This is a genomic window from Streptomyces sp. CAU 1734 (assembly GCF_039888735.1).
Classification (GTDB): domain Bacteria; phylum Actinomycetota; class Actinomycetes; order Streptomycetales; family Streptomycetaceae; genus Streptomyces.
On sequence record NZ_JBDQQP010000002.1, the window covers coordinates 476,404 to 502,286 of the forward strand.

A 25,883-nucleotide genomic window follows, 5' to 3' on the forward strand; every position below is an offset into this window, starting at 1 on the left:
CAGCTGTGTTTCCCTCGGTGGTTCTTCGGTCACTGCCTGGCACTCAAGGGGTGCGAGTGCCAGATTTCTCCGTGCCAGTGTACGGCCGAGGGGTACGCCCCTAGCAAGGGCGACCGGCCACGCTACCGCGCGCCCTCGCGGGTCGTTCCCGGTAACGTCGCGACATGAACGCGAGTTGGGAAGAGTTCGGCTGGGAAAGGCTGGCCGACGGGGTGGGCCGGCGCAGGCTGCCGGGCTGGGACGCCACCTGTGGGTTGATCGCCGGCACGGCGGGCGCCCTGCTGTACGACACGGGCTCCACGCTCCGGGAGGGGGCGGAACTGCGCCTCCAGGCGCAGGCGCTGCTCGGCGGCCGGAGGGTGACGCATATCGCACTCAGCCATCCGCACTTCGACCATGTGATGGGGACGGCGGCCTTCGCCGGGGTGGCGGTGTTCGGCGCGGCGGGGACGGAGACCGTGCTGCCGGCGGAGCGGGAGGCGCTGCGGGCGGACGCGGTGCGGTTCGGGGTCCCGGAGGCCGAGGCGGCGGAGTCGGCCGAACTGCTGGTGGAGCCGTCGCATCCGGTCTCCGGGGAGCGGACGCTCGATCTGGGCGGCGGGCGGCGGGTGGTGCTGGCCGATGTGGGGCCGGGGCACACCGGCCATGATCTGGCGGTACTGGTGCCCGGATCCCCGGCGGTGGTCTTCTGCGGGGACCTGGTGGAGGAGTCGGGCGAGCCGCAGGCGGGGCCCGACGCGGTGCCGTCCGGCTGGCCCGCGGCGCTGGACCGGCTGCTGGCACTCGGCGGGGAGGACGCGGTGTACGTGCCGGGGCACGGCGCGGTGGTGGACGCCGCCTTCGTACGCGCTCAGCGGGACACTCTGGCGGAACGGTTCAGCGGCGGGGCGCAGAGGGCGTAGGAGGCGCGGGACGGGGTGCGGGCGGGCGCGGGACGGGGTGCGGGGGCGGGGCGGGGCGCACGCCGGGGGTGAGCCGGTGCGGGCGCCGCGAGGGAGGCCGGGAGCGGGCGCCGGGAGTGGGGGCACGGGTACCGGGGCGGGGTGCCGGGGCGCTGTCGCGCCCGGCGTGCGCTCCGGCCGGCCGCGCCCCGGCGCGCACCCGCACAACGGCGCTCCTCGGCGCGCGCCGTGCTCGGCGTACCGGGTTCGCGGCGATCCGGTTCCGTGGAGCTCCGTGGCGGTCCATGGCGGTCGTGGCGGGAAACGGGGCGCGGATCGCCGGTACCCGCGCCGGCCGGGGGCGGCGCATCGCAGAATGAGCACATGCACAGCAGGAATCACCACCCCGATCTGACCCCGCCGTGGAAGAGGAAGCAGGCCCCGGCCCCCGAAGTCCCCGCCGATCCCGATCTGGTGGTGGAGGAGATCACCACGGGCTTCTGCGGTGCGGTGATCCGGTGCGAGGCGGGGACGGTGACGCTGGAGGACCGCTTCGGCAAGCACCGCGTCTTCCCGCTCTCCCCGCGCGGCTTTCTGCTGGAGGGGCGTGAGGTGACCCTGGTGCGCCCGGGGCGCACCGCCCCCGCCGCACCCGCCCGGACGGCCTCCGGGTCGGTCGCCGTGCCCGGTGCGCGGGCGCGGGTGGCGCGGGCCGGCCGGATCTATGTGGAGGGCCGCCACGACGCGGAGCTGGTGGAGCGGGTCTGGGGTGACGATCTGCGGATCGAGGGAGTGGTGGTGGAGTATCTGGAGGGCATCGACGATCTGCCCGCCATCGTCGCCGAGTTCGCCCCCGGACCGGACGCCCGCCTCGGGGTCCTGGTGGACCATCTGGTGCCGGGTTCGAAGGAGTTCCGGATCGCCGCGTCCGTGACCGGTGACCATGTGCTGATCACCGGCCACCCGTACATCGACGTCTGGGAGGCGGTGAAGCCCTCGTCGGTGGGGATCGCCGGCTGGCCGGCCGTGCCGCGCGGACAGGACTGGAAGACGGGGGTGTGCCGGGCACTGGGCTGGCCCGCGAACACCGGGGCGGCCTGGCAGCACATTCTGTCGCGGGTGCGGTCCTACCGTGATCTGGAGCCGGCGCTGCTGGGGCGCGTCGAGGAGCTGATCGACTTCGTGACCGCGCCCGGCCCCGGCGGCGGGCCGGGCTGACCGGCGGGCCCGGCGCCGGCCGGGATACGGGCCCGGGTATCGGCGGCCGGGGGCCGGCCGGGGTACGGGCCCGAGTGGGCGCCGTCAGTCCACCAGGTCCCGGACCACCGCGTCCGCCAGCAGGCGCCCGCGCAGGGTCAGCACGCCCCGGCCCGCCGCGTACGACGCCTCGTCCAGCAGTCCGCCGGCGAGCGCCTCGCGGGAGGCCGCGCGGCCGGCGGGGCGCAGCAGGGAGAGCGGCACGCCGTCCCGCAGCCGCAGCTCCAGCAGGATCCGCTCCACCCTGCGGTCCTCGGGGGAGAGGAGTTCCCGGCCCGCGCCCGGGGAGCGGCCCTGGGCGAGCGCCGCCGCGTACGCGCCGGGGTGCTTCACATTCCACCAGCGCACCCCGCCGACATGGCTGTGCGCGCCGGGACCGGCGCCCCACCAGTCGGCGCCGCGCCAGTACAGCTCGTTGTGGAGACAGCGTCCGGCCTCGGTGGTGGCCCAGTTGGACACCTCGTACCAGGAGTAGCCGGCCTCCGCGAGCAGGGAGTCCGCGATCAGATACCGGTCCGCGTGGACATCGTCGTCCGTCATCGGCACCTCGCCGCGCCGGATCCGGCGCGCCAGCTGCGTACCCTCCTCCACGATCAGGGCGTACGCCGAGATGTGGTCGGGTCCGGCGCCCACCGCGGCGGTGAGCGAGGCCCGCCAGTCGTCGTCGCTCTCGCCCGGGGTGCCGTAGATCAGGTCGAGATTGACGTGCTCGAAGCCCGCCGCCCGGGCCTCGGCCACGCATGCCTCCGGGCGGCCGGGGGTGTGGGTGCGGTCGAGGATCTTCAGGACGTGCTGTTTGGCGCTCTGCATCCCGAACGAGATCCGGTTGAAACCGCCCTCCCGCAGCTCGGCGAGATACTCCGGGCCGACCGACTCCGGGTTCGCCTCCGTGGTGATCTCCGCGCCGTCGGCGAAACCGAACTCCTGGCGCACCGCGTCGAGCATCGACACCAGGTCCGCCGCGGCCAGCAGGGTCGGCGTACCGCCGCCGACGAAGAGCGTCCGCACCGGCCTGGGGTCGTCGCCGAGGACCTTGCGGGCCAGGCGGACCTCGTCGGCGAGGGTGGCCGCGTAATTGTCCCGGGAGGCGAGCACACCGCCGGAACCGCGCAGCTCGGTGGCGGTGTAGGTGTTGAAATCGCAGTAGCCGCAGCGGGTGGCGCAGTACGGGACGTGCAGATAGAAGGCGAGCGGGCGGTCCCCGGCCCCGTGGAGGGCGGAAGGGGGAAGCGATCCGTCCTCGGGCACGGTCTCGCCATCGGGAAGTACGGAAGGCATACCCACCATTGTCCGTCACCGCGAGCATCCCCGGTCCCGGGGCGGGAACGGGGTGATCACGGGGGCGCTGCCGGGGTGCCGGCCGGGGTGGGGCTTCCGCGCCGCGCCGGGGGCGTACGCGGTGCGGGAGCCCCCCGCGCGCGGGGCTACGCCTCGCGCGCTCCCTCGTACATCTCGTCGATGAGGTGCCGGAACCCGCGCTCGACGGCGGGCCGCTTCAGCTTGAGACTCGGGGTGAGATCGCCGTGCTCCACGTCCAGGTCGCGGGGCAGCAGCCGGAACTTCTTGATCGTCTGCCAGCGCTGGAGTCCGTCGTTGAGCCGGGTCACATAGCCCTGGATCAGCTCGGTGGTGGCGGGCGCCGCGAGAACCTCGGCATAGGGCCTGCCCGCCAGGCCGTGCTCCTTCGCCCAGCCGAGGAGGGTGGGCTCGTCCAGGGCGATCAGCGCGGTGCAGTAATTGCGGTCCGCGCCGATGACCAGGATGTTGGAGACGAAGGGACAGATCGCCTTGAACTGGATCTCGACCTCGGTCGGCGCGATGTACTTGCCGCCGGACGTCTTGATCAGGTCCTTCTTGCGGTCGGTGATCCGCAGATAACCGTCCACGGAGAGCTCGCCGATGTCACCGGTGTGGAGCCAGCCGTCGGGCTCCAGGACTTCCCGGGTCTTCTCGGGCAGTCCGTGGTACCCCTCCATGATTCCGGGCCCGCGGAGCAGGATCTCGCCGTCCTCGGCGATCCGGACCTCCGTGCCGGGCAACGGCTTGCCGACCGTGCCCGTACGGTAGGCCGCGCCCGGGTTCACGAAGGACGCGGCGCTGGACTCGGTGAGGCCGTACCCCTCCAGGATGTGGATTCCGGCACCGGCGAAGAAGAAGCCGATCTCGGGCGAGAGCGCGGCGGAACCGGAGACGGCGGCCCGCAGCCTGCCGCCGAAGGCGTCCCGGAGCTTGGAGTAGACGAGCGCGTCGGCCGCCTTGTGCTTGGCGGTCAGCACGAACGGCGCGGAGGCGGTGCCGGTGCGGCGGAAATTGTCCTGGGTGACCTTGGCGTACTCGCGGGCCACCTCGGCCGCCCACAGGAAGATCTTGTACTTGGCGCCGCCGCCGGCCCGCGCCTTGCTCGCGACGCCGTTGTAGACCTTCTCGAAGATGCGGGGCACCGACGCCATATAGGTCGGCTGGACCACCGGAAGGTTCTCGATGATCTTGTCGATACGGCCGTCGACGGCGGTGGTGTGGCCCACCTCGATCTGGCCGGACAGCAGCACCTTGCCGAAGACATGGGCCAGCGGCAGCCAGAGATACTGCACATCTTCCCTGGTCACGAGCTCGGTCGCGGCGATTGCCTTCGCCATGTAGGACCAATTGCCGTGCGGCAGGCGCACCCCCTTGGGGCGGCCGGTGGTGCCGGAGGTGTAGATCAGGGTCGCCAGCTGATCGGAGGTGATCGCCGCGATGCGCTCGGCGACCGCTTCGGGGCTCTTCTCCAGCCGGGCCGCGCCGCGCGCCTCCAGGTCGGCGAGGGAGAGCACCCAGCCCTCGGGGTCGCTCTCGTCCGGCGTCACGCCGGCGGAGTCGATGACGATGACATGCCTCAGGTCGGGGAGGTCCGCGCGCCGCTCACGGGCCTTCGCGAGCTGGACCGCGTCCTCCGCGATCAGGACGCTGCTGCCGGAGTCGGCGAGGATGTACGCCGACTCCTCCGCGTTGGTGGAGGGGTAGATGGTCGTGGTGGCGCCGCCCGCGCACATCACCCCGAGGTCGGCGAGGATCCACTCGACCCGGGTGGCGGAGAGCAGTGCCACCCGGTCCTCGGGGCCGACACCCAGATCGATCAGCCCTGCGGCGATGGCGTACACCCGCTCGGCGGTCCCGCCCCAGCTCAGCGACTTCCACTCGTCGGGGCCCCGGCCCGAGGCGGACGGCACCGGATAGCGGAACGCCTCGGCGTCCGGGGTCGCCGTCACTCGCTCGGTGAACAGCACCGCCACTGAGGGCGGGCGGTTCTCGATCATGGTCTGTGTATCGCTCACGACGTCCTCCGGGCCTGCGGCAGCACTGCACGACTGGCGGTTCCAACTGGCGAGTAACCATCGAGCCGTGATCAGGGTAGAGCGCACTGTGCCAGTGCGTAAGAGGCTGCGGGCAGCCGCTTCATAACGAAGACGGCAGACGTGCCCGGCCCCCGGGCCACGGCGGACGTGCTCCGGAGTGCGAACGGGCACCGTCCGTACGCATACGGTCAGGGCTCCGTGGCCGCACCTTCCCCGGCCGCCTCGCCTTCAACCGCACCCGGGCCGGCCGGGGCTCCCCGCACTCCCCCGGATGTCCCCCGTCCGGCCGAATCGCCATCCGGGCCGGCACGCCATCCTGCCGGGCCGCCGTCCGGGCCCCGGCGGCCGTACGGGGCCTTCCGGGGGCCGGGCCCGTGCGCCGGGCCCGGCCCGCAAGGGCTACTTCTTCGTCTTGCCGCCGCTCTCGTCACTGGAGAGGACGGCGATGAAGGCTTCCTGCGGAACCTCCACGCTGCCGACCATCTTCATCCGCTTCTTGCCCTCCTTCTGCTTCTCCAGCAGCTTCCGCTTGCGGGAGATGTCACCGCCGTAACACTTGGCGAGGACGTCCTTGCGGATGGCACGGATGGTCTCCCGGGCGATGACCCGGGAACCGATGGCGGCCTGGATGGGCACCTCGAACGCCTGCCGCGGGATCAGCTCGCGCAGCTTGGCGACCAGCCGCACCCCGTACGCGTACGCCGCGTCCCGGTGGGTGATCGCGGAGAAGGCGTCGACCTTGTCGCCGTGGAGGAGGATGTCGACCTTCACCAGGTGGGCGGACTGCTCGCCGGTGGGCTCGTAGTCGAGGGAGGCGTAACCGCGCGTCTTGGACTTCAGCTGGTCGAAGAAGTCGAAGACGATCTCGGCGAGGGGGAGGGTGTAGCGGATCTCGACCCGGTCCTCGGAGAGGTAGTCCATGCCGAGCAGGGTGCCCCGGCGGGCCTGGCAGAGCTCCATGATCGAGCCGATGAACTCGGTGGGCGCCAGGATGGTGGCGCGCACCACCGGCTCGTACACCTCGGAGAGCTTGCCCTCGGGGAACTCGCTCGGGTTGGTGACGATGTGCTCGGTGCCGTCCTCCATGAGGACGCGGTAGACCACATTGGGCGCGGTGGCGATCAGGTCGAGACCGAACTCGCGCTCCAGCCGCTCACGGATCACATCGAGGTGGAGCAGGCCGAGGAAGCCGACGCGGAAGCCGAAGCCGAGAGCGGCGGAGGTCTCCGGCTCGTACACCAGGGCGGCGTCGTTGAGCTGGAGCTTGTCGAGGGCGTCACGCAGCTCGGGGTAGTCCGAGCCGTCCAGCGGATAGAGGCCGGAGAACACCATCGGCTTGGGGTCCTTGTAACCGCCCAGTGCCTCGGTGGCGCCCTTGTGCTGCTGGGTGATCGTGTCGCCGACCTTGGACTGGCGGACGTCCTTCACACCGGTGATCAGATAGCCCACCTCGCCGACGCCGAGACCGTCGGCCGGCAGCATCTCGGGCGAGTTGGTGCCGATCTCCAGCAGCTCGTGCGTGGCGCCGGTGGACATCATCCGGATGCGCTCGCGCTTGCCGAGGCTGCCGTCGATCACTCGTACATAGGTGACGACGCCCCGGTAGGAGTCGTAGACGGAGTCGAAGATCATGGCGCGGGCGGGCGCGTCGGCGACGCCGACGGGGGCGGGCACCTCGCGCACCACGCGGTCCAGCAGCGCCTCGACACCCATACCGGTCTTCGCGGAGACCCGCAGCACATCGTCGGGGTCGCAGCCGACCAGATTCGCCAGCTCCTCGGCGAACTTCTCCGGCTGGGCGGCGGGCAGGTCGATCTTGTTCAGGACCGGAACGATCGCGAGCTCGTTCTCCATCGCCAGATAGAGGTTGGCGAGCGTCTGCGCCTCGATGCCCTGGGCGGCGTCCACCAGCAGGATCGTGCCCTCACAGGCGGCCAGCGAGCGGGAGACCTCATAGGTGAAGTCCACGTGGCCCGGGGTGTCGATCATGTTGAGGATGTGGGTTCTGCCCTGCCCCTCACCCTCGGAGGGCGCCCACGGCAGCCGGACCGCCTGGGACTTGATGGTGATGCCGCGCTCGCGCTCGATGTCCATCCGGTCGAGGTACTGAGCGCGCATCTGCCGCTGGTCCACCACCCCGGTGAGCTGAAGCATCCGGTCGGCGAGCGTGGACTTGCCGTGGTCGATGTGCGCGATGATGCAGAAATTGCGGATCAGCGCCGGGTCGGTACGGCTCGGCTCGGGCACGTTGGGAGGAGTCGCGGGCACGCAGGGTCCTGATTCTTGAGACGCCGGGCGTCTCGTCTCGGGCGAAGGCGGATCGATACGTAGCCTCCATGGTCCCACGTGTACAGGACTGCGACCGGTTTGGGCCGCTCGGAGTGCTGCTGGTAACGTGGGCAGCTGTGTCTCGTGCCCTGTCCGAACAGGGCACACCCGGTCGGCGAGGGTCTCTCCTGCCGGCTCGGGGTTCACGCGAGACACGCACATGAGATCAATCGAACCTGAAAAGGCTCTTTCGTGGCGAACATCAAGTCCCAGATCAAGCGGAACAAGACGAACGAGAAGGCGCGCCTGCGCAACAAGGCCGTCAAGTCCTCGCTCAAGACCGCGATCCGCAAGGCCCGTGAGGCTGCCGCTTCGGGCGACGTCGAGAAGGCCACCGCGGCCACTCGCGAGGCCGCCCGCAAGCTCGACAAGGCCGTCTCGAAGGGTGTCATCCACAAGAACGCCGCCGCCAACAAGAAGTCGGCGCTGGCGTCCAAGGTTGCCTCCCTCCAGGGCTGAGCATCCCTGATGTGATCCCGGGGGCGACCCCGGGGCCCGGCCGTCCCCCTCGCGGGTGACATGCCGGGTGATCGCCGGAAGGACCCGAGCGGGCCCTCTCTCTCCGCTCCCCGACCGGCACGACGGACTCGCACTTGGACCTGCGTTCGCCACGCGGGTGCGAGTCCAACCGCAGAACCCGTCAGAGGCCCCGGGCCCGTTCCCCGTCCTTCCCCAGGACGAGGAACGACCCCCGGGGCCTCTGCCATGCCCGCTGTGCGCACGGTGCGTGACGGGTGCGCCGTGCGGGGAGCCGCGTCCCGGGCGACGTGTCCCGGACGGGAGGAGCGGAGCCCCGGCGGGCCCGCCCGGCCGGATCAGCCGCGGGAACGCGCCGCTCGTGCGATGGCCACGACCGCCTTCTCCAGGGCGTACTCGGGGTCGTCCCCGCCGCCCTTCACCCCCGCGTCCGCCTCGGCGACCGCACGCAGTGCCACCGCCACCCCGTCCGGTGTCCAGCCCCGCATCTGCTGCCGCACCCGGTCGATCTTCCAGGGCGGCATCCCGAGCTCCCGGGCGAGATCGGCCGGCCGGCCCCCGCGCGCGGAGGAGAGCTTGCCGATGGCCCGCACCCCCTGCGCGAGCGCGCTGGTGATCAGTACGGGTGCCACTCCGGTCGAGAGCGACCACCGCAGCGCCTCCAGCGCCTCGGCCGCCCGGCCCTCGACGGCGCGGTCGGCGACCGTGAAGCTGGAAGCCTCCGCCCGGCCGGTGTAGTAGCGGCCGACGACCGCCTCGTCGATGGTGCCCTCGACATCGGCGGTGAGCTGGGAGACCGCACTGGCCAGCTCCCGCAGATCGCTGCCGATGGAATCCACGAGCGCCTGGCATGCCTCGGGGGTCGCGGATCTGCCCAGCGCCCGGAACTCGGACCGCACGAAGGTGAGCCGCTCGGCGGGCTTGGTGGTCTTGGGGCAGGCGATCTCGCGGGCCCCCGCCTTGCGGGCGGCGTCGAGCAGTCCCTTGCCCTTGGCACCGCCGGGGTGCAGCAGGACCAGGGTGATCTCCTCGACGGGCGCGCCCAGGTATCCCTTGATGTCCTTGATCGTGTCCGCGGAGAGATCCTGTGCGTTCCGCACGATCACGACCTTGCGCTCGGCGAAGAGCGAGGGACTCGTCAGCTCGGCGAGGGTGCCGGGCTGGAGCTGGTCCGCGGTGAGGTCGCGTACATCCGTGTCGGCGTCGGCGGCCCCGGCCGCCGCCACCACCTGCTGTACCGCACGGTCGAGAAGCAGATCCTCCTGGCCCACGGCGAGCGTGACGGGGGCGAGGGGATCGTCGGTCGAATTCTTCCTGGTGGCCATCGCGTCCAGCATCCCACGGGCCACTGACACTCCCTTCCGTGCCGGAGAATGAGCGGGTGAGCGAAGGACGACATGTACTGGTACTGCCCGACCGCGACGCCGCGGAGGAGGTGGCACAGGAGCTGGAGGCCCGGTTCGGGGTGACCGAGGAGCCGCAGCTCTTCCGGGACGCGCTGGCCGGTGAGGACGACGCCGAGGACGCGCAGTGGCTCGTGGTGGTGGAGGATCCGGCGGCCGGCCTCGATCCGGCGGCTCTGGACGACTTCGCCGCCGAGTACGACGGCTGGCTGGAGACCCCGTAGCGGCGGCCCGCCCGCGGGCGGGCTCCCGCGCCCGCGCCGCTGTCGGCTGAGACTGCGGCTGCGACTGCGACTGCGAACCGGGGCTCACCCGCCGGCGCGGCGCGGATCGGGCGGCAGCCGGTCGAGCGACAGCCCGAAGTGGTCCCGGTAGGCCGCCAGGACGGCCGCGTCATCTTCCAGTGGCTCTTCCCCGCGCAGGCCCCGCACGGTGGTGACCAGAGTGGCGCCGCTGAGCGTGATCCGCCCGTCGCCGGTGAGCCGGGAGCAGACCGGCGACCGGGTGAAAGGGGACAGGGGCGAGGTGCTGTGCCACCAGGCCCCCGCCCGGAAGTCGTCCAGCACCTGCGGGCGGGTCTCCAGCCGCAACCGCGGTCTGCCGTCCCGGTACAGATCGAGATCACCGTGCTCGGTCTCGGCGAACCGGAACACTCCGGCCGGATCGCTCTGCTCTCCCCGCTCATCGAACGCGAGCGGGAAATGGGCATGGTCGCCGAAGCCGACATCGGCGAGCATGCGTCCCCCGTCCCCGGTCTCCACCAGCAGCGCCAGATGGTCATAGGGGACACCGAGCTCTCCGCCGTCCCCGTGGACCCGGGCCTGGAGAAGCCGGACCGGGAATCCGACCGACCGCAGCAAGGCGGCGAAGGCTCCGTTGAGTTCGTAGCAGAATCCGCCCCGGCGCCGGTCGACGATCTTGGCGACAAGGGCGTCCTCGGCCAGCACGATCTCCTCCCCGAGGTGCACGGAGAGATTCTCGAACGGCACCGTCCGCAGATGCCGCAGCTGAAGATCGCGCAGCGCGTCGAGGCCGGCACGGTCCGGGCGGTCCGCCCCGATGCGGCGAAGGTATGCGTCCATGAGGAGAGTGTCACCCGTGCGGCGCCCCGGAGTTGAGGACCCCGCTGGAGGTATCCGGCCGGACCCGGGCGGAAGGCCACGGACCACGACGGGCGGAAGGTGCCCGACCGCGACGGGCGGCGGGGGCCGGACCGGCCGGGGCGCGGCCGGAGGATGCCGGACCGGAACGGCGCACGGCTCGGGTGGGCCGGGGCCGCCCGCCCCTCCCGGACCGCCGCGGCGTTCCCGGGGCGAACGGCCGGCCGGCCGTGGCGGGCGGTCTTGGCCCGGCCGCCCCGGAGCTCCGCCCGCAGGCTCCGGCCGGATCCCGTCACCGCGACGGGCCCGTGCTCGTCCGTGCGCAGCACCAGTGCCCCGCGGGCACGGAGGGCGTGAACGGTGCGCGGCGAGGGGTGGCCGTACGGATTCCCCCGGCCCGCGGAGATCAGTGCCATGCGCGGCCGGGCGGCCCGGAGCAGCCCGGGGTGCTGGTGGGCGGACCCATGGTGCGGGACCTTGAGCACATCCACGGCGGGCAGGCCCGGATGGGCCAGCAGCAGACCGCGCTGCGCGGGCGGCTCCAGATCCCCGGGCAGCAACAGGCTCGGCCCGCCGGCCACCCGCACGAGCAGGGTGACACTGGCGTCATTGGCGCCCTCACCTCCCGGGACGCACGAGGACCCCGCCTCCCCGGCCGGTTCCGTCGCCGCATTCACCGGAGGGGGTCCGCCGGGGTGCGGCCAGAGGACGTCCCAGGTCAACGGACCGATCCTGCGCCGCTCCCCCGCCCGGGCGCGCAGCCGCGGCACACCGGCGGCAGCGGTCGTCCGGCGAACGAAGGCGCTCTGCGCGGGCGGCTCCTCGCAGGCGGTCGTCTGCACGGCACCCACTGATCTGTCCCGCAGCACTCCGGGCAGGCCCTGGATGTGGTCCGCGTGGAAGTGGGTGAGCAGGACCAGGGGAACCCGGGTGATGCCGAGGTCGCGCAGACACCGGTCGACCAGTGCCGGATCGGGGCCCGCGTCCACGACGACCGCTGTCGCCTCCCCGGCCGCCAGCACGGTGGCGTCCCCCTGCCCGACGTCGCAGGCGGCGAGGCTCCATCCGGGCGGTGGCCAGCCGGTGGCGATCCTGACCAGGGGGGCCGGGCGGACGATGGCCGACAGGAGCAGCAGGGTGCAGAGCGCGGCGGTCCAGGGGCGCCCGGGCAGTCCGCGGACGGCGAGCAGAACCACCGCGCCGGCGACGGCGAGAAGCACTCCGCCGTGCGGGCCGCCCGGCCAGTCCAGCTGCGCTCCGGGCAGTTCCGCGCCCTTGCGGGCGACGGTGGCGATCCACCCCGCGGGCCATCCGGCCACCAGGGCGATGGCCTCGGCCGGAGCCATCGCGACCGGGGCGACCGCCAGCGCCGCGAAGCCGAGAACGGTGGCCGGGGCGATGGCGAGTTCGGCGAGCAGGTTGCAGGGGATGGCCACCAGACTGACCCGGGCCGCGAAGACCACGACCACGGGAGCGCATACGGCCTGCGCGGCGGCAGCGGCGGCGAGCACCTCGGCGAGCCGTGGCGGCACACCCCGGCGCCGCAGCGCCGCGCTCCAGCCGGGGGCGATGGTCAGCAGTGCTCCGGTGGCCAGTACGGAGAGCAGGAAGCCATGGCTCCGTGACAGCTGCGGATTGAGGAGCAGCAGCAGGAGCACGGCTGCCGCGAGGGCCGGCAGGAGCGTCCTGCGGCGTCCGGTGCCGATGGCGAGCAGGGTGATGGCGCCGCACGCCGCCGCTCTGAGCACACTCGGCTCCGGCCGGCACACCATGACGAAGGCGAGGGTCAGTGCTCCCCCGGCGAGTGCCGTGCCCCGGAGCGTGATGCCCAGCCGGGGGGCGAGCCCGCCGCGTTCGGCGAGGAGGGCTCTGCCCGGTGGCCCGATCAGCAGCAGGAGGACGATGGAGAGATTGCTGCCGGAGACGGCCAGCAGATGAGTGAGATCCGTTGCCCTGAAGGCGTCCTCCAGATCGGCCGGCACCCGGGAGGTGTCGCCCACCACCAGCCCCGGGAGGAGAGCCCGGGCGTCCGGCGGCAGCCCGTCCGCCGCCTCCCGCAGTCCCGCCCTGAGGTCTCCGGCCGTGCGCTGGAGCACGGTGGGGGCGCCGGTGACGCGCGGGCCCGCGTCCCGCACTCTCAGTACGGCCGCGAAGCGGTGTTCTCCCTCGGCCGGCGGTGTCAGACGCCCCGTCAGCTCCAGTCCGGTCGACGGCAGCAGCCGCTGCCACCGGGTGAGGGCGCCGCCGGGGTCTCCCGGGCGGACGGCCACACGAAGGGGTGTCCGGGTCTCGGTCACCGCCCCGCTCGCCGTGGTCACCCGGGTCGCTTCCACCTCGAATTCGAGAAGCCTCGTCGCGCCCCGGCCCCCCGGGGCCGGCGGCCGGACGAGCCTCGGGTCGGAGGAGACGGTGGCGTCGACCGTGACATGGGCGGACCGGTCCGCCAGGCCGGGGAGCGGCCCTCGTCGCACATCTGCCCCGTGCAGGCCGGCAGTGGCGGCGCCCGCGGCGGCGCAGAGCGACACCGCGGCGAGCGCGGTGGCGTTCAGCCGCCGCCGGGACCCGTCCGGGGGGTGTGCTCCGCCCGCGGAGTGCGGAGCACACCCCCCGGAGCGCCCGAGCCGTGATCGGACCGCTCGCACCGCCGGCGGGGCCGACAGCAGCAGCGCCGCGGTGACACCGATCGCCACTCCGGCCGCCGTCCATGCTCCGGGGGCGCTCAACGAGATCGCGGATGCCGCCCAGGCCGCCAGGGCCGGAGCCACCAGCCGCAGATCGGCCGGTCCCTCCTCCCGGGGATGAGCCGCGCCCAGCCGGTGTCCCGAGGCCAGGTGGACGGTACGTCGTGTCATGGCTGCACCAGCGGCCTGAGGTCCGCGAACCGGCGGTCGCCGATTCCCCTGACCTCACGGAGTTCGTCCACCGAACGGAAGCCGCCGCGCCGGGTGCGATAGTCGACGATGTGCCGAGCCAGCACCGGCCCCACGCCCGGCAGGGTGTCGAGCTGCTCCGCCGTCGCCGAGCTGAGGCTCAGCACCGCACCGGCGCGCGGACCACCCTCGCCGGAGGCGCCGGTGACACCGGAGACGGCCGGCCCGGCGCTCGCCGCCCCGTTTCCGTGCATGCCCTGCGGCGGAACCACTCCCACCATCACCTGCTCGCCGTCGGCGAGCACCCGGGCCCGGTTGAGACCGGTCAGATCCGTGCCCGCCCGGACCCCGCCGGCGGCGTTCAGCGCGTCGGCGACCCGGGAACCGGCGGGCAGGCGCAGCACCCCGGGCCGCCGTACCCTGCCGCTGACATCGACGGTGATCCTCCGTACGGGCCCGGCCGGGGGTGCCGGGCCGCGCTCCGGCGCGGATCCCCGGGTGCCGCCGTCCTCCGCGATCCCCGGCCGGATCACATCCGGCGCCCGCACCGTCTCCGGACGCCCGGACCAGAAGTGGTGAACCGCGAGGACGGCGGCCACGACCAGAACGACGGCCAGGGCCGCCAGAGTTCTGGGTTCGAGACCCCAGCGGAGCCGCACCCACAGGGGCAGCCGCTCGCGCAGGGCGGATCCCGCCCGCCGGAGACCGCCCGCGGCCCGGACCGCGGGCACCGGTAACGGTCCCGGGCCGCTGCTGATGCCCGGGGCTGGCCGGGTGTACGCAGCCCTGCCCGTGTCCCTGCCGGAAGCCGGGGCAGCGGCAGAGATCGAGGCCGAGGCCGTGTCCGGTTCCGCCTCCGGGTCCACGGCCGGAGCCGGGGACCGGGCCCGGTCCCCCGCCGGCCCCGGAGCGGGTTTCGCCGGCGGACTTCCGCCGGACGGACCGCCGGTGACGGACCGCCCGGCCGGACCGCCCGGCGGAGCGCCGGGCCCGAAGGGACTCGCCGCCACCCTGCCGGCAGCGGCGGCGGACAGAACCCGCACCCGTCCGCCCCGCCTGTGTGACGGCACCCGGAGCCCCGGGCCTCTGGGACCGCCCGGCCGGGGCCGGGCGGCGGTACCTCGCGCGGTCCGGGCACGGCTGTCGGAGGCCGGGGCTCGCCCCGGCCCGCTGGTCGCGGAAGATGTTCGTGGAGCCATGCCGACGACGGTAGGCACATCCGCGAGAACCCGCCGAGCACGGCCGATTACCGTGGACAACCACCGCGCTGTGGATAACTCGGTCACCCACAGGAGTCACCACCATCACTCCCGACCCACGGAACTCTGCCGGACCGCCCGCTGCTTCACAGCCCTCCAGAGCATGAGCGAACCGGTGCCTCCGGGACCGGTCAGCGCGGTGAGATCACCGCGCCCAGGAGCCCCGGGCCCGTGTGCGCACCGATCACCGCGCCCACCTCGCTGACGTGCAGCTCCCCCAGCCCCGGCACTCGTTCCCGCAGCCGGCCGGCGAGCGACTCCGCCCGGTCCGGGGTGGCGAGATGGTGCACGGCGATGTCCACGGGGCCGGCGCCCGCGCGCTCCACGGCGATCTCCTCCAGCCTGGCGATGGCCCTGGAGGCCGTGCGCACCTTCTCCAGCAATTCGATCCGGCCGCCGGCCAGTTGCAGCAGCGGCTTCACCGCGAGCGCCGATCCCAGCAGCGCCTGCGCGGCACCGATCCGGCCGCCGCGCCGCAGATAGTCGAGTGTGTCCACATAGAAGTAGGCGGAGGTGCCGGCCGCCCGCTTCTCCGCGGCGGCGACCGCCTCGTCGAGCGACCCGCCCGCCTCCGCCACCTCGGCCGCGGCGAGTGCGCAGAATCCGAGGGCCATCGCCACCATCCCGGTGTCGACCACCCGGACCGGCACCGGGGCGTCCTTCGCCGCCAGGACGGCCGCGTCATGGGTTCCCGAGATCTCCGCCGACAGATGCAGTGAGACGATCCCGGTGGCACCCGCCTCGGCGGCGGACCGGTACGCGGCGGCGAAGGTCGCGGGGCTCGGGCGCGAGGTGGTCACCGGACGCCGCTTCGCGAGCGCCTGCGCGAGCGAACGGGCCGAGATCTCATTGCCCTCTTCGAGCGCCCGGCCGCCGATGACGACGGTCAGCGGCACCGTCGCGATGTCATGGCGCTCCATCGCCTGCTGCGGCAGATAGGCCGTTGAATCAGTGACGATCGCGACATGGCGGGACATGAGCGGGAGGTTACCGGTCGGCGGCGCCGGACGGCAGCCCAGGCCCCTCACTCGGGCCTCCCGCGCCACAGGGAGATGCCGCCGCCACAGCGTGTGCCCGGCGGCTCCGGCTCAACACCGGGCCCCGCGGGGCCGCCGGATCCCCTGATCACGCGGCTCCCCCGGAGCGCCCGGATCCCCCTGACCAGGCCGGCCGGACCCGGCGGCGGGAGAATCCGCGGCCGGGAGACGAGGACCGGCCCACACCACCCGCATCCGGGGCAGGGGACGGCCAGGCGGGCGGACGGCCAACCGGCTCCGGGGTCAGTTGGTGGTTTCCGGGCGGGCCGTCTTCTCCCAGGAGTACGGAGTCTGCCGGCGCGGGTCACGGGCCGTGATGGCCTCGGGCTGCTGCCGTGCCGCCGGGGTCTCCTCGGCGGCGGGCTCGGGCCAGGTCTGGGTGTGCCCGGCGGTGTTCGCGGCGTCCGCCCCGGGCCCGGAGGTGCTTCGGCGGGTGCCCTCGGAGTCGGTCTCCGCCGCCGACCAGTGCCGCAGCGCACCGGCTTCCATGTCGATCTGGGCGTTCAGGGTGTCCAGGTCGTCATCGGCGAACCGGCGGGCCCGGTCGCGCGCGGCCCAGCGGAGGGATTCCGCCGAATGCACGATGCGCTCCGTGCGCTCCTTGAGACCGGGCAGCCGGGTGGTGACCTCGGCCCGGTCGGGCTCGCGCTCCAGCCTCTTCAGCTCGTCGTCCAGCTCATGGCCGTGCGCGCTCAGCCGCTCGAAGAGGGCGATGGACTCGGTGAGGGAGGCATCCTCGGCGACCCCCGCCTGGAGCGCGTCCTGCGTCGCCCGCATCGAGGTGCGCAGCGACAGCCTCAGCTGGGCCAGCTCCCCCTGGACGCCGACCTGTCCAAAGCTCTTGGCGCGCAGTGTGGTGTCCTCCACGGTGCGGCGCGCCTGGGTGACCGTGCGCTCCACTCCTCGCTTGGCGGCGCCGACGGCCTTCACTGTCGCATAGACCCCCAGAGCCACAAGGGCGACAAAGAGCAGCGCCAGAATCGTGATCGTGGCTGTCATGTGCGCCCCTTCGGCGTCGGATGTGTTCTCTACCTACGGTAAACGGAACGGGCAGGCCAAGGGTTCCATCGGAACCCCCAACCTGCCCGTAGGGGAAACCCTGAACTGTCAGGGAGTCTTCCCGCAGCGCCTCTTCCGCGCTCCCGCCGCTACGCGGGAACGATGTTGACCAGCTTCGGGGCCCGGACGATCACCTTGCGGACACCGCCGCCGCCCAGTGCCGCGACCACGGCCGGATCGGCCAGTGCCAGCGTCTCCAGCTCCGTGTCGGAGATCGACGGGGAGACCTCCAGCCGGGCCCTGATCTTGCCCTTGATCTGCACCACACAGGTCACGGACTCATCCACCACATAGGCCGGGTCGGCGACCGGGAAGTCCTGGTGGACGACCGAGTCGGAGTGGCCCAGCTTGGCCCACAGCTCCTCGGCGACATGCGGCGCCAGCGGCGCGATCAGCAGCACCAGCCGTTCCGCCACGCTCCTGGGCAGCGGGGCCGCCGCCTTGGTCAGATGGTTGTTCAGCTCGGTGATTTTGGCGATGGCGGTGTTGAAGCGCAGCGCCGCCATGTCCTGTCCCGCACCGTCGATCGCCTTGTGCAGGGCCCGCAGCACGGCTTCGTCGGCGGCCTCGGCGCAGTCCTCGACCACGGTGACGCGGCCTGTCGACTCGTCGACGATGTTGCGCCACAGCCGCTGCAGCAGCCGGTACTGGCCGACGACGGCACGGGTGTCCCACGGCCGGGAGACGTCCAGCGGCCCCATCGCCATCTCGTACAGGCGCAGTGTGTCGGCACCGTACTCGGCCGCGATCTCGTCCGGGGTGACCGCGTTCTTCAGGGACTTGCCCATCTTGCCCAGCTCGCGCCTCACCGGCTCGCCCCGGTGGACGAAGGTGCCGTCCGGCAGCTCCTCGACCTCGGTGGCCTGGACCGGGAAGCCGCGGCTGTCGCGGTAGACGTACGCCTGGATCATGCCCTGGTTGAACAGCTTGTGGAACGGCTCGGCGGACGAGACGTGCCCCAGGTCGAAGAGCACCTTGGACCAGAACCGGGCGTACAGCAGGTGCAGTACGGCGTGCTCGGCGCCACCCACGTACAGATCGACACCGCCGTGCGGCATGCCGTCGCGCGGCCCCATCCAGTACCGCTCGATGTCCGGGGCGACCAGCTGCTCGCTGTTGTCCGGGTCCAGGTAGCGCAGCTCGTACCAGCACGAACCCGCCCAGTTGGGCATGGTGTTGGTCTCACGGCGGTACGCGCGGGGCCCGTCGCCCAGGTCCAGGGTGACATTGACCCAGTCCTCGTTGCGCGACAGCGGGGTCTCGGGCCGGCTGTCCGCGTCGTCGGGGTCGAAGGTCCGGGGCGAGTAGTCCTCGACCTCGGGCAGCTCCAGCGGCAGCATCGACTCGGGCAGCGAGTGCGCGACGCCGTCCTCGTCGTAGACGATCGGGAAGGGCTCGCCCCAGTAGCGCTGGCGGCTGAAGAGCCAGTCGCGCAGCCGGAAGTTGACCGTGCCCTCGCCGATTCCGCGCTCCGCCAGCCAGGCGGTGATCCGGGCCTTGGCCTCGCCGACCTCCAGGCCGTCCAGGGAGATCTGGTCGTTGGAGGAGTTGATGGCGGGCCCCTGGCCGGTGAACGCCTCGCCCTCCCAGCCCTCGGGGGGCTGCACGGTCCGGATGATCGGCAGGCTGAACGCCTCGGCGAACTCCCAGTCGCGCTCGTCCTGGCCGGGAACCGCCATGATCGCGCCGGTGCCATAGCCCATCAGGACATAGTCGGCGACGAAGACCGGGATCCTGGTGCCGGTGACCGGGTTCACGGCGTACGCGCCGGTGAAGACGCCCGTCTTGTCCTTGTGCTCGGTCTGCCGCTCGACATCGCTCTTCGACTGGGCCTGCTTGCGGTACGCGGCCACGGCGTCGGCCGGGGTGGCGGCGCCGCCGGTCCACGCCTCCTTGACGCCCTGGGGCCACTCCGCCGGCAGGATGGAGTCGATCAGGCCGTGCTCGGGCGCGAGCACCATGTAGGTGGCACCGAACAGGGTGTCGGGGCGGGTGGTGAAGACGGTGATCCGCGCGTCGCCGGCGCCCTCGACGGCGAAGCCGACCCGGGCGCCCTCGGAGCGGCCGATCCAGTTCCGCTGCTGCTGCTTGATGGCCTCGGGCCAGTCCAGCGCGTCCAGGTCGTTCAGCAGCCGGTCGGCGTAGGCGGTGATCCGCATGTTCCACTGGCGCAGCTTGGCCTTGAAGACCGGGAAGTTGCCGCGCTCGGACCGGCCGTCGGCGGTGACCTCCTCATTCGCCAGTACGGTGCCCAGACCCGGGCACCAGTTGACCGGGGCGTCGGAGGCGTACGCCAGGCGGTACCCGCCCAGGACATCGGAGCGCTCGGCGGCGCTCAGATCACTCCAGGAGCGCCCGCCGGGGACTGTGCGCTCCCCGCTCTCGAACTGCGCCACCAGCTCCGCGATCGGACGAGCGGTGCCGGCCGTCTCGTCGTACCAGGAGTTGAAGATCTGGACGAAGATCCACTGGGTCCACCGGTAGTACGCCGGGTCGATGGTCGCGATCGAACGCCGCTGGTCGTGTCCCAGGCCCAGGCGGCGCAGCTGCCGCTTCATGTTCTCCATGGCGGCCTCGGTGGACACCCGGGGGTGGGTACCGGTGGCGACCGCGTGCTGCTCGGCGGGCAGGCCGAAGGCGTCGAAGCCCAGGGTGTGCAGCACATTGTGGCCGGTCATGCGCTGATGACGGGCGTAGACGTCCGTGGCGATGTAGCCGAGGGGGTGTCCGACGTGCAGCCCCGCTCCCGAGGGGTACGGGAACATGTCCATGATGAACTTCTTGGGCCGCGCCACCAGGGCCGGGTCTCCGGCCAGATCGCCGCTCGGGTTCGGCGCCTCATAGGTGCCGTTGGCGTCCCAGAAGTCCTGCCAGCGTGCCTCGATGTCGGCGGCCAGGGCGGCCGTGTAGCGATGAGGGGCCGCCACCTCGGCAGCGGAGGCAGCGGAATTCGTCTCGCTCATGTCCTTGAAGCTCCATCGATCGTCTCTGCCCGCGGTTCGGATCGGGCCGGGCCCGGAAACAAAACAACCCCTCGCACAGGAGGGGGAGCCGCGCCGATCCCGGCGGGTTTCTCATCCGCCGGGGCTGTTCAGCGCGGCTCGCTAAGCAGAAGGCGTACGGCACGCATGGCGTCAGGGTACCGCAGCGGGCATACGGGGGCGCGCCCGGCCGTACCGGGCCGCCGGGGAGACAGGGGCCGCCCGGGGGCCGGGTCCCGCGTCCGGGCACGGGCGCGGGCGCGGGGGAAACCGGAGCGGGGTGCCGGCCGGCAGGCGCACAGAGAAAGAGGAGGCGGGCCATCCGATTCGGATGGCCCGCCTCCTCTTGACGGTGGAGCTAAGGAGAATTGAACTCCTGACCTCCTGCATGCCATGCAGGCGCTCTACCAACTGAGCTATAGCCCCTTGCGAGATACCGCTTGTCGCCCTCTCGGGGTTTCCCCCGGTGTCGGCGACGTGGACAACATTAACGCCCTCTGCGCCGCTTCACCAAATCCTTTGTGATCTCCCCGGCGCGGTACCGGGGAGCAGGCGGCGGGCCCATCTCAAGATGGCCGAGAATCGATGCCGGGACGGGGACGGACGGAGGGCGCCGGGCGGCCTGCCGAGCGCCCGGCCGGCGGTGCCGGGCCGGTCCGGCGGCCATGGGCGTTGCGGAAGGGAACACCGGACGGCTCCCCATCTCCGGCGCCGCCGCCGTTCCGCCCGGGTGCGACGGATGGGGACGAGAGGGCCGGGAAGCGGGTACGGAGTGGGCGGAACCCCACCGAACGGGTCGCCCGCGAGACCCGGGCGCCTCCGCGCGAGGCCCGGGATCTTTGCGGCACCGGGGTCCCGGCGGCCCGCCGCCGCGAGACAGGAGCGGTCCCGGGCTCCCGGGGCCGAGGAGCACCGGCGACCCGCCCGGGAGCGCGGAACACGCCACGGCGGAAGCGCCCGGGAAGGCGCCGCCCCCGGGGTGCGAGGGCCTCGGGTCATGAGGGCTGCGGGACGTGCGGGCCGTTCGGCTCAGGCGGTGGCGAAGGAGTAGAAACGCTTCAGCGTGCAGTGCTCGTCCAGGAGGCGGCCGTAGATGGGCTCGCCCTCCAGCTCACGGTAGGTCTCGATCGGATCGCCTTTTATGATCAGCGCCCGCGCGCATTCCTCGCACCAGTACTGGTACTCGGGGTTGATGGGATCCATGTCGCGGACGATGGGCGTACCACTGCCGCACCAGTCGCATTTACGCCTGTGTGCCCCCATCACTCAGCTCCAGCTGTGACCGCAGGACGTGCACACGAAAGAAACTCCGCCGTTGTCGCCGAGGACCTGTGCGACATGTGCCGATCCGCAGGACGGGCAGCTGAGGAGAGCCGACAAGGCGCTCTCCCTCCCGTACTGACCGGTGGTCCCTTCCGGCCGTCCGATTCTGCCATGACCGGGCAGGGCAGTCAGTGACGTTGACGCGAAGGCGGCGGTAAACGCGAAATCCCGCCCTCTGCTGAGGACGGGATCCCGGTGATGCGTTCTGTGGAGCTAAGGAGAATTGAACTCCTGACCTCCTGCATGCCATGCAGGCGCTCTACCAACTGAGCTATAGCCCCGCGTGTTCTTCGCGCTGCGCGCTTCGAACAAGAAGAACTTTAGCGTGCGACCTGCTGGAAAGCGAAATCCGGAGGTACGGGGCCGACAGGGACGGACCGCGGGGCGCGGTGCGGCCGGTCAGTCGTCGTCGCCGAGGACCGGCTCCGGGAGGGTGCCGGCATTGTGCTCCAGCAGACGCCAGCCGCGCGCGCCCTCGCCGAGGACCGACCAGCAGCAGTTGGTGAGGCCGCCGAGGCTCTCCCAGTACCGGGAGTCCAGACCGAGAAGGCGCCCGATGGTGGTGCGGATGGTGCCGCCATGGCTGGCGACGACCAGGGTGCCGTTCTCCGGGAGCTTCTCGGCGTGGTGCAGGATCACGGGGGCCGCCCGGTCGGCGACCTCGGTCTCCAGCTCGCCGCCGCCCCGGCGGACGGGCTCGCCGCGCTTCCAGGCCGTGTACTGCTCGCCGTACTGCTCGATGATCTCCTGGTGGGTGAGCCCCTGCCAGACACCGGCATAGGTCTCCCGAAGGGCCTCTTCGAAGGTGACGGTGAGGCCCGTCAGCTCGGAGAGCTCACCGGCGGTCGCGGCGGCACGCTTGAGATCGGAGGCGATGATCGCGTCCGGCTGGAGGAAGGCGAGCAGCCTGGCGGCCCGCCTGGCCTGCTCGATCCCCGTCTCGGTCAGCGCGATGTCCGTGGTGCCCTGGAAGCGGCGCTCCAGATTCCACGCGGTCTGACCGTGCCGCCACAGGACGATGCGGCGGCCGGTGTTGCGCTTGTAGGCGTCCTCGTTCAGCTCAACTCACCGTCCGCTGCGCCGGAGAGGCGGGCGTGCTCCTCCGCCTTGCCGCGGGTCTTCAGCGCGTCCTCGGGGAGGGGGAGCTCGGGGCAGTCCTTCCACAGCCGCTCAAGGGCGTAGAAGACACGCTCCTCGCTGTGCTGGACATGGACGACGATGTCGACGTAGTCGAGCAGGATCCAGCGGGCGTCGCGGTCGCCCTCACGGCGCACCGGCTTGGCGCCCAGTTCCTTGTTGAGCCGCTCTTCGATCTCGTCGACGATCGACTTGACCTGACGGTCGTTGGGCGCGGAGGCGAGCAGGAAGGCGTCGGTGATCGACAGCACATCACTGACGTCGTACGCGATGATGTCGTGCGCGAGCCGGTCAGCGGCCGCCTGGGCGGCGGCGTTGATCAGCTCGATGGAGCGGTCCGTAGCGGTCACGAGGAGGCTTTCGTCGGCGGTCGGATGACTCCACCAGGGTCTCACGGACCACCGACAGCCCTCTCCGCGTTTATCTCCCGCAGCTCACTGCCGGGACGTATGCGCAGGTCAGCCGCCCGATCAGCACTCAGGGTGCCGATCGGGCGGCTGCCACTTCAGTCCGTCTTGAAGTCCTGGCCGAGGGTGACACTGATGTCCGCGTTGGCCACCGGCTCCCCCTTGGCGACCGCGCCCGGCGGCAATCCGAGGGTTTTGGCGACCTCGGCGGCCTCCGCCTTGCGGGATTCGTCACCGTAAGTGATCCGGGAGGTGCCGGCGGTGTCGGCCCCGCCGCTGTCGATGACGGTGTAGCCGCCGTTGACCAGGCGCACCCGGGCGGCCTCGGTGGCCTTGGTCTCGCCGGTGGCGTTGCGGATGCCGATCCGGACGGCGGCGTCCCGCTCGGGGGCGGTGACCGAGCCGCCCAGGATGTCCTTGACGACCCTGCCGGCGGCCTGGGGGCTGAGAGCGCCGCCCGCCTCGACGGGGAGCAGGGCCACCTCGTGGTCGCCGCCCTTGGCGTGCTCGGCGAGTTTGGCCAGGGACGCGCCCAGGTCCTTCTCGGTGAGCGGGGGCTCCAGGATCTGCGCCAGGGTCTCGACGGTGACGGTGGCCGATTTCGCATCGCTCGGGAACTTCTTCAGGACGGCCTCCATGACCTGCCCGAAGCGCTGGAGCTGAGCGTCCTCTTTCTCGCCGCTGCCGAGGTGGGTGGCGTATGCGGCGGCGGCCCTGCCGTTGAGTGTCTGGTTCTCGCCCTTCTTCACGAGGGGAGGGTCCCCCTCCTTCGTGCCGGGCACGGTGGCGTCGGTGGTGATGTCGATCCGGCCGACCAGTTCGACGAGGTTCTCCAGGAAGGGGGTGTCGAGCCGCCAGGTGCCGGAGATCCTGGCACCGAAGAGGGTGCCGATGGCGTTCCGGGTGCCCTCCGAGCCGTCGTCCTCGACGGATTCGGCGAGTGTGCTGACGGTGCCGTCGTCATTGGCGACGGAGAGGGAGTCGGGCAGCAGCACCGTGGTCGCCCGGCCGGTGGTGGTGTTGTTGACCAGCAGGGCCGTGGAGGTGCCCTTCTTCTTGGTGTTGTGCAGGTGGAGCACGATCACATCGCGCTTCTGCGGGCCGGTGGCCGTGGTTCCGTTCTTCTTCCCGCCGTCCCCGGCGCCGGGAAGACTTCCGGCCGACCAGAGATAGCCGACACCGGCCAGCAGGGCGAGGGCCAGGACCACGCCGAGGGCGACCACGCGGTTGCGTCCGCGGCGCTTGGCCTCCTCGCGGCGTTCGGAGCGGCTCTCGGTGAACTTCAGCCAGTCGATGACGTCTTCGGAGTCCTCGTCGGGCTCTTCGGTGAAGGCGAACTGCTCGGTCCGGTAGTCGGACCGCCCGGCGGCTTCACGGCTGTCCGACGGGCTCGGCGGTCCCGTATCGGCGCCTGCGGTCCCGGCACCGGGCGCGGCGGTGTCGCCGCCCGCCCTGCGGCCGGACCGGCGGGGACGCGGCGCGGCTCCGGGGACGGCCGGGGAGTCGGGCCCGGCCGGGTGGCCGGTGCCGGAGGCCGGGTCCGGGGACGGGGTGAAGGGCGCGGCGGGGGCGGACTGCTGATGGGGGATGTTCCACTGCGGGGCCGCGGTGTCGACGGCGGCCCGGAGGTCCCCGGCGTCATGGGCGGCCGGGCGGGCGTGGCCGGGGTCGTAACCGGTGTCCTGGGAGACGTGTCCGCCCTGTCCCTGCGCGTGTCCCCGGGTCTGGTCCGGTGCGTACCCCTGGGTCCGGCCCTGCGCGTACCCCTGGGGCTGGTCCGGTGCGTACCACTGGTCCTGGCTCTGCGGGTACGCCTGGGTCTGCCCCTGGCCGTATCCCTGTCCGCCGTCGGGGCCGGGCTGCGGGGGCGGGGCGCCGTAGGGGTCGTACTGCTGTGGCTGCGGGGAGTGCCGGGGGTCGTGGCCGTACCCCTGCCCGGGGTTCTGCTGCCCGTACGGGTCGTAGTGCCCCTGGGGCTGCTCGAAGACCGGCTGCCCGTACGCGTCGTAGCCGATGATCCTCGGCTGCGGCGGCTGCTGCCCGTACGGGTCGTATGCGTTCGGCTGGTCGTTCACCGGTGCCCCTCTCCGCGGCTCACTCGCCGCGGTACAACTGGCGCTTGTCGATGTAGCGCACCACACCGTCGGGCACGAGATACCAGACCGGGTCGCCCTGGGCGACCCTCGCCCGGCAGCCGGTGGAGGAGATGGCCAGCGCCGGCACCTCCACCAGGGAGACCTTCCCCTCGGGCAGTCCGTCGTCGGTCAGGTCGTGGCCCGGCCGGGTCACCCCGATGAAGTGGGCGAGGGAGAAGAGCTCCGCGGCGTCCCGCCAGCCGAGGATCTGCGAGAGGGCGTCCGCTCCGGTGATGAAGAACAGATCGGCGTCGTCGTTGAGCGAGTGGAGATCGCGCAGCGTGTCGATGGTGTACGTCGGCCCCGGCCGGTCGATGTCGATACGGCTGACCGAGAACTGGGGGTTGGACGCCGTGGCGATGACGGTCATCAGATAGCGGTCCTCGGCGGGAGAGACCACCTTGTGGCTCTTCTGCCACGGCTGCCCGGTCGGTACGAACATCACCTCGTCGAGGTGGAACAGGGCGGCGACCTCGCTGGCGGCCACCAGGTGTCCGTGATGGATCGGGTCGAATGTCCCGCCCATCACACCCAGTCGCCGCCGGCCGGAACCGGGGCCCGTCGGCACTTCCTGCTCTCCCATGCGTGCAGAGCCTACTGGCACGGTCGCGCGGCCCGCCCCGTCACGCTCAGCGGTCGCGGTTGAAGCGGGTGGTGCCCCACAGCAGCAGGAGCAGCGCGAGGAACGCGAGACCTCCCACGAGGATCGGGCTGAGGCTCGCGTGGCGCTCGGCGCCCTCGGCGCCCGAGGCGAGAGTGACCAGGTTGGCGGCGGTGCTGGAGAGGCTCATCTTCGGCGGGCCCTTATCGGTCGGGAAACGGAGCGGAGGACTTCCTCCTTATCGTATGCGGGCCTCTCGGGCACGCTCACGCCGACTCGGTCGTTGTCGGTTT

General features: G+C 72.2%; 20 protein-coding genes, 2 tRNA genes and 1 pseudogene. 4 read left to right on the forward strand and 19 right to left on the reverse strand.

Annotated features, from left to right (window positions below; all coding sequences use genetic code 11):
- The first annotated feature begins 164 nt into the window (after positions 1-164).
- Together AAFN69_RS05775 and AAFN69_RS05780 are read left to right on the forward strand one after the other, a co-directional pair.
- Complete coding sequence (locus AAFN69_RS05775) at positions 165-902, forward strand: MBL fold metallo-hydrolase (RefSeq protein WP_347727177.1); 738 nt, start codon at positions 165-167, stop codon at positions 900-902.
- Positions 903-1,265: 363 nt separating this feature from the next.
- A complete protein-coding gene (locus AAFN69_RS05780) occupies positions 1,266-2,099 on the forward strand; it encodes a DUF3097 domain-containing protein (RefSeq protein WP_347727178.1) in 834 nt (277 codons plus the stop codon).
- Between the two features lie 84 nt (positions 2,100-2,183).
- On the opposite strand, the gene hemW is transcribed toward AAFN69_RS05780, so the two are convergent.
- The 3 genes from hemW to lepA all read right to left on the reverse strand — a co-directional run bounded on the left by hemW (position 2,184) and on the right by lepA (position 7,741).
- Positions 2,184-3,416: a radical SAM family heme chaperone HemW gene (gene hemW / locus AAFN69_RS05785; protein WP_347727179.1), complete on the reverse strand. Its 1,233-nt coding sequence runs from the start codon at positions 3,414-3,416 to the stop codon at positions 2,184-2,186.
- Between the two features lie 146 nt (positions 3,417-3,562).
- Entirely contained in the window at positions 3,563-5,452 is a 1,890-nt protein-coding gene (locus AAFN69_RS05790) for an AMP-dependent synthetase/ligase (RefSeq protein WP_347727180.1), read from the reverse strand.
- Between the two features lie 420 nt (positions 5,453-5,872).
- Positions 5,873-7,741, reverse strand: a complete 1,869-nt coding sequence (lepA, locus tag AAFN69_RS05795; RefSeq protein WP_347727283.1) for a translation elongation factor 4 — start codon at positions 7,739-7,741, stop codon at positions 5,873-5,875.
- A 252-nt stretch (positions 7,742-7,993) separates the two neighbouring features.
- On the opposite strand from lepA, the gene rpsT reads away from it, so the two are divergent.
- Positions 7,994-8,260 (forward strand): 30S ribosomal protein S20, encoded by a 267-nt coding sequence (rpsT, locus tag AAFN69_RS05800; RefSeq protein WP_347727181.1) that lies wholly within the window; start codon positions 7,994-7,996, stop codon positions 8,258-8,260.
- Positions 8,261-8,616: 356 nt separating this feature from the next.
- Here rpsT and holA read toward each other — a convergent pair whose 3' ends face one another.
- A complete protein-coding gene (holA, locus tag AAFN69_RS05805) occupies positions 8,617-9,603 on the reverse strand; it encodes a DNA polymerase III subunit delta (protein WP_347727182.1) in 987 nt (328 codons plus the stop codon).
- Positions 9,604-9,659: 56 nt separating this feature from the next.
- Between holA and AAFN69_RS05810 the strand changes: the two genes are divergently transcribed.
- Positions 9,660-9,905 (forward strand): hypothetical protein, encoded by a 246-nt coding sequence (locus tag AAFN69_RS05810; protein WP_347727183.1) that lies wholly within the window; start codon positions 9,660-9,662, stop codon positions 9,903-9,905.
- Between the two features lie 84 nt (positions 9,906-9,989).
- Here AAFN69_RS05810 and AAFN69_RS05815 read toward each other — a convergent pair whose 3' ends face one another.
- The 15 genes and pseudogenes from AAFN69_RS05815 to AAFN69_RS05885 all read right to left on the reverse strand — a co-directional run bounded on the left by AAFN69_RS05815 (position 9,990) and on the right by AAFN69_RS05885 (position 25,780).
- A complete protein-coding gene (locus tag AAFN69_RS05815) occupies positions 9,990-10,763 on the reverse strand; it encodes an arylamine N-acetyltransferase (protein ID WP_347727184.1) in 774 nt (257 codons plus the stop codon).
- A gap of 284 nt (positions 10,764-11,047) precedes the next feature.
- Positions 11,048-13,633: pseudogene (locus AAFN69_RS05820) on the reverse strand (ComEC/Rec2 family competence protein); the annotation flags it as partial.
- Entirely contained in the window at positions 13,630-14,661 is a 1,032-nt protein-coding gene (locus tag AAFN69_RS05825) for a ComEA family DNA-binding protein (protein ID WP_347727284.1), read from the reverse strand. The pseudogene AAFN69_RS05820 and the gene AAFN69_RS05825, both read right to left, overlap by 4 nt.
- A 380-nt stretch (positions 14,662-15,041) precedes the next feature.
- On the reverse strand, positions 15,042-15,887 hold the full coding sequence (locus AAFN69_RS05830) for a DegV family protein (RefSeq protein ID WP_347727185.1): 846 nt from the start codon (positions 15,885-15,887) through the stop codon (positions 15,042-15,044).
- 303 nt (positions 15,888-16,190) lie between these two features.
- Positions 16,191-16,946, reverse strand: coding sequence for a hypothetical protein (locus AAFN69_RS05835; protein WP_347727186.1), 756 nt, complete (start codon positions 16,944-16,946; stop codon positions 16,191-16,193).
- 149 nt (positions 16,947-17,095) lie between these two features.
- Entirely contained in the window at positions 17,096-19,969 is a 2,874-nt protein-coding gene (gene leuS / locus AAFN69_RS05840) for a leucine--tRNA ligase (RefSeq protein WP_347727187.1), read from the reverse strand.
- 371 nt (positions 19,970-20,340) lie between these two features.
- Positions 20,341-20,413 (reverse strand) — tRNA-Ala (locus AAFN69_RS05845).
- A gap of 603 nt (positions 20,414-21,016) precedes the next feature.
- Positions 21,017-21,250 (reverse strand): hypothetical protein, encoded by a 234-nt coding sequence (locus AAFN69_RS05850; RefSeq protein WP_040916346.1) that lies wholly within the window; start codon positions 21,248-21,250, stop codon positions 21,017-21,019.
- A gap of 3 nt (positions 21,251-21,253) precedes the next feature.
- A complete protein-coding gene (locus AAFN69_RS05855) occupies positions 21,254-21,433 on the reverse strand; it encodes a hypothetical protein (RefSeq protein ID WP_347727285.1) in 180 nt (59 codons plus the stop codon).
- Positions 21,434-21,518: 85 nt separating this feature from the next.
- Positions 21,519-21,591 (reverse strand) — tRNA-Ala (locus AAFN69_RS05860).
- A 118-nt stretch (positions 21,592-21,709) separates the two neighbouring features.
- Positions 21,710-22,369, reverse strand: coding sequence for a histidine phosphatase family protein (locus AAFN69_RS05865; RefSeq protein WP_347727286.1), 660 nt, complete (start codon positions 22,367-22,369; stop codon positions 21,710-21,712).
- A complete protein-coding gene (gene rsfS, locus AAFN69_RS05870; protein WP_347727188.1) occupies positions 22,366-22,797 on the reverse strand; it encodes a ribosome silencing factor in 432 nt (143 codons plus the stop codon). Before rsfS ends, AAFN69_RS05865 begins: the two co-directional genes overlap by 4 nt.
- 155 nt (positions 22,798-22,952) lie before the next feature.
- Positions 22,953-24,929 (reverse strand): LytR C-terminal domain-containing protein, encoded by a 1,977-nt coding sequence (locus AAFN69_RS05875; RefSeq protein WP_347727189.1) that lies wholly within the window; start codon positions 24,927-24,929, stop codon positions 22,953-22,955.
- Between the two features lie 19 nt (positions 24,930-24,948).
- The gene (gene nadD, locus AAFN69_RS05880) at positions 24,949-25,572 is read right to left on the reverse strand and encodes a nicotinate-nucleotide adenylyltransferase (protein WP_347727190.1); all 624 of its coding nucleotides are present in this window, start codon (positions 25,570-25,572) and stop codon (positions 24,949-24,951) included.
- Positions 25,573-25,618: 46 nt separating this feature from the next.
- Positions 25,619-25,780, reverse strand: coding sequence for a hypothetical protein (locus tag AAFN69_RS05885; protein WP_347727191.1), 162 nt, complete (start codon positions 25,778-25,780; stop codon positions 25,619-25,621).
- Positions 25,781-25,883: the final 103 nt, after the last annotated feature.

Bases quoted from the DNA above. Each gene is read 5' to 3' on its own strand.
- AAFN69_RS05775 (WP_347727177.1), top strand. From the start codon at position 165: ATGAACGCGAGTTGGGAAGAGTTCGGCTGGGAAAGGCTGGCCGACGGG.
- AAFN69_RS05780 (WP_347727178.1), top strand. From the start codon at position 1,266: ATGCACAGCAGGAATCACCACCCCGATCTGACCCCGCCGTGGAAGAGG.
- hemW (WP_347727179.1), bottom strand. From the start codon at position 3,416: ATGCCTTCCGTACTTCCCGATGGCGAGACCGTGCCCGAGGACGGATCG.
- holA (WP_347727182.1), bottom strand. From the start codon at position 9,603: ATGGCCACCAGGAAGAATTCGACCGACGATCCCCTCGCCCCCGTCACG.
- AAFN69_RS05815 (WP_347727184.1), bottom strand. From the start codon at position 10,763: ATGGACGCATACCTTCGCCGCATCGGGGCGGACCGCCCGGACCGTGCC.
- AAFN69_RS05830 (WP_347727185.1), bottom strand. From the start codon at position 15,887: ATGTCCCGCCATGTCGCGATCGTCACTGATTCAACGGCCTATCTGCCG.
- AAFN69_RS05835 (WP_347727186.1), bottom strand. From the start codon at position 16,946: ATGACAGCCACGATCACGATTCTGGCGCTGCTCTTTGTCGCCCTTGTG.
- leuS (WP_347727187.1), bottom strand. From the start codon at position 19,969: ATGAGCGAGACGAATTCCGCTGCCTCCGCTGCCGAGGTGGCGGCCCCT.
- AAFN69_RS05850 (WP_040916346.1), bottom strand. From the start codon at position 21,250: ATGGGGGCACACAGGCGTAAATGCGACTGGTGCGGCAGTGGTACGCCC.
- nadD (WP_347727190.1), bottom strand. From the start codon at position 25,572: ATGGGAGAGCAGGAAGTGCCGACGGGCCCCGGTTCCGGCCGGCGGCGA.
- AAFN69_RS05885 (WP_347727191.1), bottom strand. From the start codon at position 25,780: ATGAGCCTCTCCAGCACCGCCGCCAACCTGGTCACTCTCGCCTCGGGC.